Source organism: Dokdonella fugitiva (genome assembly GCF_014138265.1).
GTDB lineage: Bacteria > Pseudomonadota > Gammaproteobacteria > Xanthomonadales > Rhodanobacteraceae > Dokdonella_A > Dokdonella_A fugitiva_A.
The window spans coordinates 171,655-184,178 of the sequence record NZ_JACGXL010000006.1; the positions used below are offsets into that span (position 1 = coordinate 171,655).

General features: G+C 68.9%; 9 protein-coding genes. 5 read left to right on the top strand and 4 right to left on the bottom strand.

Annotated features, from left to right (window positions below):
* Nucleotides 1–45: 45 nt before the first annotated feature.
* Together FHW12_RS17360 and FHW12_RS17365 are read right to left on the bottom strand one after the other, a co-directional pair.
* Complete coding sequence (locus tag FHW12_RS17360; protein ID WP_182532313.1) at nucleotides 46–501, bottom strand: hypothetical protein; 456 nt, start codon at nucleotides 499–501, stop codon at nucleotides 46–48.
* Nucleotides 498–1,091 carry an RNA polymerase sigma factor gene (locus FHW12_RS17365; protein WP_182532314.1) on the bottom strand — a complete coding sequence of 198 codons (594 nt, stop codon included), beginning with the start codon at nucleotides 1,089–1,091 and terminating at the stop codon, nucleotides 498–500. The genes FHW12_RS17360 and FHW12_RS17365 overlap by 4 nt, the downstream gene beginning before the upstream one ends.
* A gap of 276 nt (nucleotides 1,092–1,367) precedes the next feature.
* On the opposite strand from FHW12_RS17365, the gene FHW12_RS17370 reads away from it, so the two are divergent.
* The 5 genes from FHW12_RS17370 (at nucleotide 1,368) to FHW12_RS21660 (ending at nucleotide 6,429) form a co-directional block, all read left to right on the top strand.
* A complete protein-coding gene (locus FHW12_RS17370; RefSeq protein WP_310735273.1) occupies nucleotides 1,368–1,697 on the top strand; it encodes a hypothetical protein in 330 nt (109 codons plus the stop codon).
* 80 nt (nucleotides 1,698–1,777) lie between these two features.
* Nucleotides 1,778–3,406: a serine hydrolase gene (locus tag FHW12_RS17375; protein WP_182532315.1), complete on the top strand. Its 1,629-nt coding sequence runs from the start codon at nucleotides 1,778–1,780 to the stop codon at nucleotides 3,404–3,406.
* Nucleotides 3,407–3,601: 195 nt separating this feature from the next.
* Complete coding sequence (locus FHW12_RS17380; protein ID WP_182532316.1) at nucleotides 3,602–3,826, top strand: hypothetical protein; 225 nt, start codon at nucleotides 3,602–3,604, stop codon at nucleotides 3,824–3,826.
* Nucleotides 3,827–4,079: 253 nt separating this feature from the next.
* On the top strand, nucleotides 4,080–5,024 hold the full coding sequence (locus tag FHW12_RS21655; protein WP_310735274.1) for a sel1 repeat family protein: 945 nt from the start codon (nucleotides 4,080–4,082) through the stop codon (nucleotides 5,022–5,024).
* Nucleotides 5,025–5,484: 460 nt separating this feature from the next.
* Nucleotides 5,485–6,429, top strand: coding sequence for a sel1 repeat family protein (locus FHW12_RS21660; protein WP_310735275.1), 945 nt, complete (start codon nucleotides 5,485–5,487; stop codon nucleotides 6,427–6,429).
* A 174-nt stretch (nucleotides 6,430–6,603) separates the two neighbouring features.
* Here FHW12_RS21660 and FHW12_RS17395 read toward each other — a convergent pair whose 3' ends face one another.
* Nucleotides 6,604–9,018 carry a hypothetical protein gene (locus FHW12_RS17395; protein WP_182532319.1) on the bottom strand — a complete coding sequence of 805 codons (2,415 nt, stop codon included), beginning with the start codon at nucleotides 9,016–9,018 and terminating at the stop codon, nucleotides 6,604–6,606.
* Nucleotides 9,019–9,180: 162 nt separating this feature from the next.
* A complete protein-coding gene (locus tag FHW12_RS17400) occupies nucleotides 9,181–12,453 on the bottom strand; it encodes a S8 family serine peptidase (protein WP_182532320.1) in 3,273 nt (1,090 codons plus the stop codon).
* Between the last annotated feature and the right edge of the window lie 71 nt (nucleotides 12,454–12,524).

Genomic DNA, 12,524 nt, shown 5'->3' on the forward strand with positions numbered 1-12,524 from the left:
TTCGGAAGACGGGCTCACGGTAAGCGCGATCGCGTCGCCCGAAAGTCACTCTGACCCCGTTTTCCTCCTTTCTCCTCCGCGCAGCAGCAGCGACACGCCGACGCAGGCGAACAGCGCGACGACCCAGCGTAGCGACGACCCGCCTCGCAGTGGCAGCACGGCATCGATGCCGGACAGCGCGACCACGAGCAGGAGGCAGCTCGCGTAGACCAGCGCGAACGCGACGTACAGGCGACGGCGGAACCGCGCGAACGCACGCGCCTCCGCGCGCGCGCGCCGCTCAACCGCCTGCGCGGTCTCCCAGGCGAAGTTCGACGGCAGCGCCGCATCCGGCAGGGCGCGCAGCCGGCGCGCGAGCACGCGATAGTGCAAGCGGCGCGGATCACCTGTCGGTGGCGTGCCGCGCCGTTCGTCCTCGAGCGCCTGTTCCTGCAGCGCCCACTCGCGTTCGTCGATCGGCGTCGCGTCGTCCTGGTCGTGTTCGTGCGGTCGGCGGTTCATCGCGCGGCTCCCGTCGGTGCTTCGAGCAGTTCGCGCAGGCGCAGGCGCGAACGGTAGAGGTGGCTCTTGATCGTGCCCGCGGGCAACGCGGTGATCGCCGCGATGTCCGGGATCGACAGTTCCTCGATGTGGTACAGCGTGAGCAGGCTGCGCTGGATCGGCGCGAGCCGCGCGATCGCCGCGTGCAGCCGGCTCGCCGCGGCTTCGTCGTCGCACGCGGCTTCGAAATCGAACGCATCGATCTCGTCCTCGCGCGCGGGCGCGTCCGCGGCGTCGTCGTCCGGCGCGACCGGCACGGCGTCGCCGCCGATGCGCCGCTCGCGCTGCACGTGGCGCAGCGCGATCGAATGCGCGATGCGCGCGATCCAGAACTTGAGCGGGCTCTCGAAGCGGTACTGGCCGAGGTGGCGGAACACGCGCAGGAACGTCTCCTGGCAGACGTCGCGCGCGTCGTCGGCATGCCGCACGATCGGATGGACGCAATGCCAGCACAGGCCCTCGTACTCGCGCACCAGCCGCTCGAACGCCCCCGGCGCGCGCGCGAGCACGGCCTCGACGAGGGCCCGTTCGTGCTGCGGGTCCGGCTTCATGGCGGCGCGCCTTCCATGGAGCTACGGATACCCGGGCGGGTGGGTCGGTTGCAAATGGCATGGTCGCCTCTCCCGCGCGCGGGAGAGGCCGACGCGCGCAGCGCGACGGGTGAGGGGAAGGCGGAGCGCGACGCTCCGATGGCCCTCACCCCAACCCTCTCCCGCAAGCGGGAGAGGGGGAATCGCGCGCACGGCGGTTGCAACCGATCCGCTCCCCTGCGTCTCCTAGGCTCCTGAACGGGACGCAGCCGTCGCGCCCCCGGCCGGAGAGATCGCGTGGACATCCAGCACACCCTCGTTCCGCTCGCGCTGTTCCTCTGCGTGACCTACGCGTTCAAGGCCGTGCTCGACGCGGTCATGCGCGAACGCCTGCTCAAGGAGCGCGCGAGCGAGGAGACGATCGACCTCATCCTCGCCGGCGAGCGTGCGCAGCGCCGCCTCGCCGCGCTGCGCTCGGGCATCCTGCTCGTATCCATCGCGGCCGGCTTCGGCCTCGTGCAGTGGATCGGCTGGCAGGAGATCAATGCGGGCGTCGTCGCCGTGCTCGTCGGCGCGACCGGCATCGGCCACCTCGTCTTCTACGCGCTCGCGCGCCACCGGCCCTGAGTCGTCCCCATCGCGGTTCCCGAGGCGCACGCGCGGCGCACGGGCGACTGCGCCTGCCAATCACTCCTGAGGTCCCGATCATGTCGAACCGTTTCACGGTGTCCGTTCCCTGCCTGCTGCTCGCCTGCGCGCTGGCACAGGCGTCATCCGCCACGCCGATGCCGCAAACCGCGACGCGCGAAGCCGCGATCCTGCGCGACGCTGCACTGCCGGCCGGCGCGCGCGTCCATGCGGAGGCATCGGCGACGCCGGCGCTCGTCGCGGCGATCACGCGCGCCGACGCCGCGTTGTTCGCCGCGGTGTTCGACCGGTGCGACGCGACGACGGTGCGCGCGCTCGTCACGGAAGACTTCGAATTCCACCACGACCGCGGCGGCCTCGTCGCCGCTTCCGGCGAACGCTTCGCCGACGTGATCCGGCAGCAGTGCGAACGCCGTCGCCGCGGCGACGATCCGGCGTCGCGCCGCGAACTCGTGCCCGGCACGCTCGCGGTGTACCCGGTCGGCGATAGCGGCGCGATCGAGACCGGCGTGCACCGCTTCTACGAACGCGACGCGAAGGGCGGTGAGACGCTCGTCGGCGCCGCGCGCTTCCTGCACGTGTGGCGCAACGACCGCGGCACGTGGCGCGTCGCGCGCGTCGCGAGCTACGACCACTACGGTGTCGACGCGTCTACGAACGCGAGCGGCGACCGCGCGGTCGATGCGCGCGCGGCGCTCGACGCGGTCGTTCCGCCGTTGCTCGCCGACAAGCACGTGCCGAGCGCCTCGATCGCGGTCATCGAGCACGGTCGCGTCACCGTCGTCGCCGCGTACGGCGAACAGGCACCTGGCGTGCCGGCGACGACGAAGACGCTCTACAACATTGCGTCCTTGAGCAAGCCGCTGTCGGCCGAACTCGCACTGCGCCTCGTCGCGGCAGGGCGCATCACGCTCGACGAGCCGATGGCGAATGCGTGGGCCGATCCCGATATCGCCGACGACCCGCGTCGCCTGCAACTGACGCCGCGCCTCGCGCTGAGCCACCGCACCGGGCTGCCGAACTGGCGCCGCGAAACCGGCGGCAAGCTCGCCTTCCTGCGCGCGCCGGGCGTCGCGTTCGGCTATTCCGGCGAAGGCTACGAATACCTCGCGCGCTTCATCGAGAAGAAGCTCGACACGCCATTCGAGCGCCTCGCCGAGCGTACCGTGCTCGAGCCGCTCGGCCTGCACGACACCGCGTACACGCGCCGGCCGTGGTTCGACGGTCGCATCGCGCGGCCCGCCGACGCGAACGGAAAAGCGCTCGAGCCCGCGTTCGCCGAACACGCACTCGCCTCCGACCTCGTCTACTCGACGCCATCCGATTACGCGACGTTCATCGTCGCCGTCCTGCGTGGCGACGGCGTCACGCCGGAGCTCGCGACCGAGCGCGCGCGCGTGCAGGCGAGCCGCATGCACGACTTCTGCCCGCAACCTGCCGACGACTGCCCGAGCGACGCCGGCTTCGGCCTCGGCTGGGAGGTCTACCGCTACGGCGACGCGCGCGTGCTCATGCACACGGGCATGGACGAGGGCGTGTTCACGCTCGCCTACTTCAGCCCCGAGCGCGGCAGCGGCCTCGTGCTGTTCAGCAACGGCGCGAACGGTCCGCAACTCGTGATGCCGCTGCTCGACCGCCTCGGCCGCGATCGCGATTTCGTCGCGACCTTGCGCCGCCAGGCGCCCTGAACGCGCGGGGAAACGGAGTCGGAGCGACTTTCGGCGCGCGGGTTCATGGCAGCGCAACCACGCCGGGCGAAAGTCGCCCTGACCCCGTTTCCTAACCCCGCGCGGGCCCTGCAAGCGTTTCCACGTTGCCACGATGTCGCGGAATCGCCCCTTTGTGCGTTACCCGCATCAGGACCCCTGCTATGGATACGGGACATGCTCGCAGCAATCGAGTTCGACGAATGGCCGGAAGCTGCCCACACCCACGCCCACACGGCGCGATCGACGCACCCGCTCGGCGTGTTCGACCCGCGTGAATGCGGCGCGTGGATCGACACCCTGCGTGCGCTGCGCGCGTTGCCGAATCGCACGCGCGTGCCCGGTGCGCCTGCGGCCTCGACGCGGCGCGACGCCGATCCCGAGGAGGATGGCGACGCCTGAGTGCCCCTGGTCACGGCCGGCTTCCACGGACGGAAGCCGGCCGCGGTCGGACAGGCGGATCCCGCCGGTTGGACGCCGCCGAGGAAGCTGGGGTCGCTCTGCAGGCACGTGCGGCGCAGGCGGTCCAAATGTAAAGGGGACGGCACGGTCGACCTTTCCGGATGTAAAGCTGCCGCGTCGTACGAAGTTATTCGTTGAATGTCGCCACTGCGGGTGCTACGGTCTTGCCACACGACGGATGCTCGGGGGATCGATGAACACTCGTGTGATGGCGCTCGCCGTTCTCGCCGCCGCGATGGCGGTGTCGTCGCAGGCCGATGCCGCGACGCAACTCAATTTCGCCGGCAGCTACAGCATGCGGCCGCCGAGCCACGACTCGGAAGACAACACCGACCGGCCGGCCGACGAAACCTGGGGCACGCCCGAGGATGCGGCGCGTCCGGGCAAGAAGTTCTTCTATACGGCCGCGGACGCGTACCGCAACGGCGACTTCAAGTACGCGGTCGACATGTACGAAGTCGCGTCGTCGTGGGGCTACAAACCGGCGCAGTACAACCTCGCGGTGATGTACCTCAAGGGCGACGGCATCCCGGTCGATCGTCCGCGCGCGATGGCGTGGGCCGCGCTGGCCGCGGAACGCGGTGACGCCACCTACGTGCAGGCGCGCGAAGCGATCTATGCCGATCTCAGCAAGGACGAATGGGAGCAGGCGAACGCGCTCTGGCGCGAGCTCAAGAAGACCTTCGGCGACGAGGTCGCGCTCGCGCGCGCGAAAGCGCGCTGGGCGCAGGTTCGCGCATCGATGACCGGCTCGCGCGTCGGCGCGGTCGGTCCGCTCATGGTCGGCGCGGCGAACGCGGGTGGCAAGCTCACGACGATCATCAGCCCGCTGCACGACGGCCGCGGCGGCGGCAAGCCATCGCCGTCGAACGGACCGCATGGGTCGGGCAACAGCGAGAGCAAGCCCGGCAACTCGTCCATCAACGGTTTCGCGACCGCCGCGTTCGGCGTGCTCGGTGGCGGGGGCGAAGACGGCTCGATCGCCTACCGCCAGCTGTGGCAATCGGACGATCCGTACGACCCGAAATTCGAATGGCGCCCCGCGACCGGCACCGCGCACGTCGGCGAGATCCAACCGCTCGACGGCACGCGCGATGCAGCGCAGGACGGCAACGAGGCGTCGCGACAGGAGCGCTGACGCCCGACCCGCTCCCCCCGTCGGCGGCCACGGACGGCACCGGCGAAGCGCGGCCATGCGGACGGCCGCGAAGCGATGCGCGCGATCGCCTCTCTCTCCGGTCGCCGCATCGCATCGGTCTGCACGCACGCAGGGAATGCGTGCGTGCACCGTTTCATTTGCGCTGCTCGTTCGCGTCGACGCCCACCGTCGCATGCGCGATGGCGGCTGAAGCCGACCTCGCAAGAAGCTCGGGCGCGTGCACACGCCGTGCCGTCGTGCGAGCGGCTTCGGTCGCGATGCTCTTCACGGGCTGGAGGAGAAGCATCGCGGCTTCCGCCGCTCCCACACGAACGCGCGCGTTGGGCCCGTGCCGGCTGCTTCGCGCAATTTCCGCACATCGGCATACGAAGACATTCGTTGATAGGTCGGCATGCCGGTGCTACCGTCGTCCCGCACGGCCGACAGAGGAGGGCGCTCGATGAAACCTCGTGCGATGACGTTCGGTTTGCTCGCCGCCGCCGTGGCGGTCCTGTCGCCGGTCCACGCGGCGACGCAACTCAACTTCGCCGGCAGCTACAGCATGCGGCCGCCGAGCTACGATTCGGAAGACAACACGAACCGGCCGGCCGACGAATCCTGGGGCACGCCCGAGGATGCGGCGCGCCCGGGCAAGAAGTTCTTCTACACCGGCGCCTACGCCTATCGCAACGGCGACTTCAAGTACGCGGTCGACATGTACGAAGTCGCGTCGTCGTGGGGCTACAAGCCGGCGCAGTACAACCTCGCGGTGATGTACCTAAAGGGCGACGGCATCCCGGTCGACCGCCCGCGCGCGATGGCCTGGGCCGCGCTCGCCGCCGAACGCGGCGACCCGCTCTACGTGCAGGCGCGCGAAGCGATCTATGCCGATCTCTCCAAGGACGAATGGGAGCAGGCGAACGCGCTCTGGCGCGAGCTCAAGAAGACCTTCGGCGACGAGGTCGCGCTCACGCGCGCGAAGGCGCGCTGGGCGCAGGTGCGCGCGGCGATGACCGGTTCGCGCGTCGGTGCCGTCGGTCCGCTGATGATCGGCGCGGCGAATTCGGGTGGACGGATGACGTCGCTCGTGACGCCGCTCAAGGACGGCAAGGGCGACCACGCCGGCCGTGGCGGGCACGGGCCGAAAGGTTCGGGTACCGACGAGAAAAAGCCGGGCAATTCGATCATCAACGGCTTCGCGACGGCCGCGTTCGGCGTGCTCGGCGGCGGCGGCGAGGACGGCTCCGTCGCCTATCGGCAACTGTGGCAGTCGGACGATCCGTACGACCCGAAATTCGAATGGCGCCCTGCCAGCGGCACGACGCGCGTCGGCGAGATCCAGCCGGTCGACGGCCGCCACGACGCATCGCCCGGCGACGAGGAACCACTACCACCCGGGCATTGATGCCGTCGCATCGTTGGCGGGACCGAACAGTCCTGTGGCAGCGGCGGAGGCCGCGATGCCCTGTCCGGAACCAGCATCGCGGCCTCCGCCGCTCCTGCGACCGCAGGAGCGGCGACGACCATCAACGCGATCGGCGTCAGTCCGCGCCCGTCGGATCGAGCGCGATCGTCGCGCTCATCCACGCAACCACGAGGACGGCGAGGCGCGCAGGGCCGGCAACGGATCGAAGCCGTCCTCGAAGATGTCATCGTCTAGATCGGTCTGGCCGTCGTCGGGATCGACATGGATCGAGTCGAGCCAGTAACCGGACCAGCCGTTGTTCTGGTCGGTGACGACGCGCCAGCGCAGCGTCACGTCCTGGCCGTTCGCCGCGTGCGGCAACGCGACGAGCACCGACGCGTACGGCGCATCGCCGCTCCATACGCCCGCGCCCGGAAGCGCATTGCCGACGCCCTGCGCGATCACGTGGTCGTAGCCGCCCTGCACGATCTGGCCGCCGGCCTCGGTGATCTCGTGGAAGTCCGCCTCGTCGCCGATGCGAATCTCCAGTCGCGCGCCGTCGTAGGCGGTCACGTTGTCCTGGGCCTCGAGGCCGACGCGGTGGCGGAACGACACCTGGCCGCCGTGCACCACATGGAATGGCGTCGTCGTCAACGTCGCGTCGTTGGCGAGGTGCGCATCCGGCGCGAACGCCGAGTACGTGCCGGTGTCGGCCTGGTCGTTGGCGAGCACCCAAACGGATTCGGAATGCGTCGAGACCGTCGTCCAGTTCGCCGGCAAGGTCATGACGGGACCGAGTTCGTCGAACGTCTCATCGGGCGGGAACGTGACCGGCACGCCCGTCGCCACGTGCTGGACCTCGTACGCGCCGAGGTCGACGGTGCCGAGGTTCGGACTGCCCGACCCCTGCGCGACGTCGACGCCGCGCGGATTGTTGTCGAGGTCGTACTGCGTGCCGCTCGGCGCCGCGTCGATCGCGGGCGACGCATCCATCAAATGCAGGTCGCCAGTGCCGACGTTGACGAACTGCGGATCGGCCGCCGATACGTTCGTGTACAGCGCGAAGTCGGCCGGGTTCCACAGCGCCGAATCCGGCGCGATCACGTTGCGCACGCTGTGGCCGGTGCCGCCGAGGGTCGGGTTGTTCGGCTCCCACACGATCGTGTTCCACAGCGAGAACTTCGACGACGGCGCCGCGTGGTCCTCCTTCAACACCTTCTTGCCCGACGCGATGGCGTTGCCGGCGATCGAGCACTGCACGAGGGCGAGCGTGTTGTGCCAGGTCTCCACCAGGGCTTGCGACATCTGGTTTGCGCCGATGGCGCAGTCCGACAGCTGCCAGTCGCCGTTCGCCCAGTCCTGCACGAGGTAGCCGCCGCTGTTCGAACGCATCTCGATGTGCCGCAGGTAGATCGCCGCACTGATGCCCTGGTCGAGCCAGATCATCGAACCGGCCTCCGAATCCGTGTTCAGGTTCATCGTGTTGCAGGGCTGGTTCGCGACGCAGCCGGCAAACAGCGGCAGGCCGCTCGGGTTGCATTCCGGGTCGGTCGAATCGGCATAGATGTGCGTCGCGCCACCGGTGCTGACGTAGATCGCGGAGCCGCCGCGGCCTTGCGTCTGGTTGCCGTCGATGCCGCCGCCGGCGAGGCAGACGGTCGGCGTTCCTCCCGACGTGGCGACGTAGACGCCGCCGCCGAAGTAGCCCGAATTGCCATCGATGCGCGCGCGCTGGCCCGCGACCGTGGTGTAGAGATTCAACGCCGCGTTGTTGGCGACCGCCACGCCGCCGCCTTCGAGCGCGTAGTTGTTGAAGATGACCGCCTGTCCGTTCCAGCCGGGCGAGCCGATGTTCGCCACGCTCTGGTCGCGCAGCTCGAGGCCGCCGCCGGCGCAGGTGTCGGCGTTGCACGTCACGCGGTTGTTGCTGATCGAGACCGGCGTGTCGACCATCGTCAGCCTCACGTTGCCCTCGAGCCGGATGCCGCCGCCGGACAGCGAGGCGGTGTTGAATTCGAGCCAGGTGTGGTGCTCGATAGACATCGCACTGTCGGTCGCCGTGCTGCGGAAGAACACGCCCGCGCCACGCTCGGCGCTGTTGTGGTTGATGTTCGTCGACTGGATCGCGAGGAACGCGTGCGCGCCGCTGCCGTTGTAGGAAATGCCGCCGCCGTTCGCGCCCGGGTGCGTCGCGTTGTGGATGTTGAAGTTGTGCACGGCGAGGCGCGCGTTGCCGCTGACCTCGATGCCGGGGTGCCCCGGATTCAGCGAGCCGTCGATCGTCGACAGGTCACCGAAGTTGGTGCCATCGAACGGGATCGGCTCCGCCGCGTTGCAGCTCGGGTAGCCGCCGAAGATCCAGATCGACTTGTTGCTGTAGGAAATCGGCGGACCGACGTAGCCGGCGCGCACGTGCATCTCGTAGGTGGGGCCGGTGTCGTGGATCGCGTCGATCGCCGCCTGTAGGCTCGCGTAAGTACAGCCCGAGCCGACGGTGACGATGGTCGCCGCGGAAGCGCCGCCGATGCCGGCGAAGAACAGGAACGCGCAGCACGACAACGCGCGGCGCAGCGGTTGGAGCCAATCCATAGTCGATTCCCTATACTGTGACGGCTCTGCAAGAACGGGTTTTCGGCACGGGTCACGCCATGCGACCCGCACCTTTTGTCGCGATGGGGGCACGACGTTCCGCGCGCCCGCGCCACACGCGCGGCCGGCGCCCGCACGACGCGTACGCGCCGACCCCGGCGTTCAGTGGAGCGGGTGCCAGAGATCGTGCATGAGCTGGTTGGATGCCCTCGCGCCCCAGATGGCCACCGCCGCATCGCCTTCGTCGTGCGCGACGATCGGCGGGTAGACCCACGACCAGCCGCTGCCATCGAAGATCTCCTGCGCGCTGCCGAGGCCGTTCAGGCGATCGAGATGCTGCGTGAAGATCTTGCCGTCGTACCATGCGATGTCGACGTTGCCGGTGTAGTAGCCCATGGCGACGGAAAAGCCCGGGGTCGCTTGCACGATTCCCCGGTTCACCCACTGGTCGATCTCGGCGAGGTAGTACGAGACCCGCAACGCGCTCGTTGCCGACGCGTCGACGGCGGACACGAGGACGGCATCACCGTTCGCGGCGACGCAAAAGTTGAAATGGCAAGCCTCGCTGCCGTCGCCCTGGTAGGCGTAGATGGCGTTCGTGACCTCGTCGGGGATGTTCTTCTGGACTGCACCGCTGCCCGCGACCGTGTAGACGACCACGGGCGTGGACCAGTGGTCGGTCGACGGGTCATAGTGGCTGGCGATGATCTGGTCGGGCGACGCGCCGCTCGAGCCCATGCCGAGCACCCGCCCGGCGCGATCGATGCCCATGTGCCACGAGTACCCGGGATACGGCTCGACCTCGGCCCATGTACGCGTCTTCGCCTGCAGCCGAAAGGTGGCTTGCGCGCTGCCGAAGATGTTGACGTAGAAGTTTTCACCGTCGTCGTCGGCGAGGATTTCCTTCGTATAGGTGCCGTCGTTAGGGAACGCGGCATCGGAGACCGGCATCGGATCGGTCCACTCGCCGGTCGTCGCGTCGAACAGTGCCGCGGCGAGTTGCCAGTGGTCCCAGGGCTGCGAGCCCGTCTTCCATACGACGAGCGCACTGCCCGAGGCAGAGACGCCGACCGCGACCGAATCGTTCAGCAGCTCCGGGTTGATCGGATAGGCGGAAACGTCCAGCGTTTCGATCGGACGCCAGCTGTCGGAAGCGCCGTCGAATCGCGTCACGTAGAGCGCGTCCGGTTCGTACGTGATCAACCGCTCGAGCGCGATGATCCCACCCTGGCCCCCGCGGTTCGCGGCCATCGCGAACGGTGTCAACTGCCAGTCGTCCGAGAGGATCTGTGGCGTGCCCCAGCCACCGCTCGCGAAGTCGAATTCGGCGACGCGCGCCGGACTCCCGAACGGTTGGCCGACCGTGAAGGCACGCCCGCCGCCGTACACCGTCTGCACCGGATTGGCGCCGCCGATGCCGAAGCTGAACTCGTTGGCCGTGCCCACCGGATTCGCGCACGTGTCGCCGAGCAGCGACGTTCGCGCGGTTGTATCGCCGGTGTAGAGCGGCGAGTAGGCGTAGTAGCAGAGAATCTCGCTGTCGAGCAGCGCCGGCTCGAAGAAATACGCCGTGCGGCCCTCGATGGTTTCCGTCACCGTCGAGTAGCGCGCGCCGCTGAACTGCACGGAGCCGACGCGATCGAGGTCGAAGCGCGACGCGTGGAAGCCGCCGGTGTAGCCGTCGCCGTTGAGGTCGTAGCGCGACCAGTCCTGGAGCACGCCGCCCTCGAGCAGCAATTGTTCCTGGATGGTCGACAGATCCGACTCGGTGAAGCGGCCGTCGCCGTCGACGTCGAGCAGGGCCAGGCGCATCGGCATCGTCTCGGCCGACGGCACCAGTGCGTTCGCATCGGCCGCGTCCAGCGACAGCACGCTGGCATAGGCATCGATGAGCAGGGTTCCACGCGGGCCGACGTCGGCATTGGCGCTGATCGCCTCCACCGTCTCGTCGACCGTGGCGTGGCGCAGCGGCTCGGACAGCAGCCACAGGTACGTCGCGAGCCCCGAGACCTGCGGCGTCGCATAACTCGTGCCGCGGTGCCCGGGCCCGACCAGCGTGGGAATCTGCTCGCCGACCGCCTCGACCATCGCGCTGCGGCGCGAGAACGTCGACACCTGGAGCTGGGACGGATCGTCCTGGTTGGTGGTGCTGCCGACGATCAGCGTGTTCGGCGCAGTGCCGACCGGCGAGGACAGGTTCTGTGCGGCGAACCGGCGCAGGCGGGCGAGATCGTCGGCGCTCGCGCGCATGGACGGATAGCCTGCCACGGTCGAGTCGAGGAAGCTCGCATCGCTGAGGAACGCAAGGTCGTCATCGGTGGAATTGTCGACGTTGCCGAACAGTTCCGGCGACGCGGCCAGTGCTATCGGACTCGCGAAATCGGCAAGGCCGAAGAACGGGTAGAGGCGCGCGGCCGTCGAGTCCCCATCGTTGCCGGCGGCGATGACGAACAGGCTGTGACGGTCCCATGCGCGGGTGTCCGACCGCCAGGCGAGTGCCTTCGACGCCAAATCGACGGCAATCGACGGATTGAAGTTGGCGGGGCTGCAGTCGGTCTCGCACGGCAGCCAGTCCCCCAGCGAGAAATTGTCGACCACGTTGGAGGTTTGATCGCCGGATCCGGCCCACAAGGCGATCTCGCCCCAGGTCATCGCATCGGCGTTCATGTCGATGACCTTGAGGCACTCGGGAAACGGATTGGCGCCGATCTGGCTCGCCACGTCGAAGCGCGCCGCCGCCGTGAGCGTCACGTCGTAGCCGTGCGTCGTGGCCGTGGGGGAACCTTCACCGTAGAACTGATACTCGGGTATCTGATCGTCGAACACGGCCTGCAGGTCGGCGGGCAGCACGTTGAAGTGATCGATCACGCGAAGCGGAACGCGCCGCGTCGCGCAGTCGCGCGTCGCGAGCTGGCGGAGATTCCAGGCCGCCGGAAACCGCGACGCGTGCAGATACGCCAGCGATGCAGGGTCGGCGACCGGCGGATCTGGAACGATCTCCGATGCCGGCACGTAAGGCATCGTCGCCAGCAGGATGCCGGGGCTCGCCTTGAACGTGTCGCGCAGCTTCTGCAGTGCGGGCTTGCCGCTCGCGCGCGGGATCACCAGGGTCAGCAACGGATGGTCGGGCGCCATCGCGACGATGCGCGCATCGTTCGCGATCAGGGTTTCGTTGACCTGGCCCACCGTGGCTTGCCGATCGATGTAGACATCCATGCGCGTGAGGATCAGCCCGTCCTCGACGTCGCCCGCGGGCGCCGGGCGTGGCGGCATGTCCTGGATCGCGTCGATCGCGAGGCCGTCGGCGGGACCGGCGAGCAGCACGCCGGGCGGATCGAAACCATCGGCGAATACGGCGTCGCCGGCGGCGCAGGTGGTCGTCGAGGCGACGGTCGCGGCGAGCAGGAGGAATGCGGTACGGATCAGGGCGTGCATGATGATCGATCGTTCTTCGGCGTCGGAGGAGACGGCGCGTCCTCCCGCATCGCGCGGAGGCGGACGGGGTG

Bases quoted from the DNA above. Each gene is read 5' to 3' on its own strand.
- FHW12_RS17360 (WP_182532313.1), bottom strand. From the start codon at position 501: ATGAACCGCCGACCGCACGAACACGACCAGGACGACGCGACGCCGATC.
- FHW12_RS17365 (WP_182532314.1), bottom strand. From the start codon at position 1,091: ATGAAGCCGGACCCGCAGCACGAACGGGCCCTCGTCGAGGCCGTGCTC.
- FHW12_RS17375 (WP_182532315.1), top strand. From the start codon at position 1,778: ATGTCGAACCGTTTCACGGTGTCCGTTCCCTGCCTGCTGCTCGCCTGC.
- FHW12_RS17380 (WP_182532316.1), top strand. From the start codon at position 3,602: ATGCTCGCAGCAATCGAGTTCGACGAATGGCCGGAAGCTGCCCACACC.
- FHW12_RS21655 (WP_310735274.1), top strand. From the start codon at position 4,080: ATGAACACTCGTGTGATGGCGCTCGCCGTTCTCGCCGCCGCGATGGCG.
- FHW12_RS21660 (WP_310735275.1), top strand. From the start codon at position 5,485: ATGAAACCTCGTGCGATGACGTTCGGTTTGCTCGCCGCCGCCGTGGCG.
- FHW12_RS17395 (WP_182532319.1), bottom strand. From the start codon at position 9,018: ATGGATTGGCTCCAACCGCTGCGCCGCGCGTTGTCGTGCTGCGCGTTC.
- FHW12_RS17400 (WP_182532320.1), bottom strand. From the start codon at position 12,453: ATGCACGCCCTGATCCGTACCGCATTCCTCCTGCTCGCCGCGACCGTC.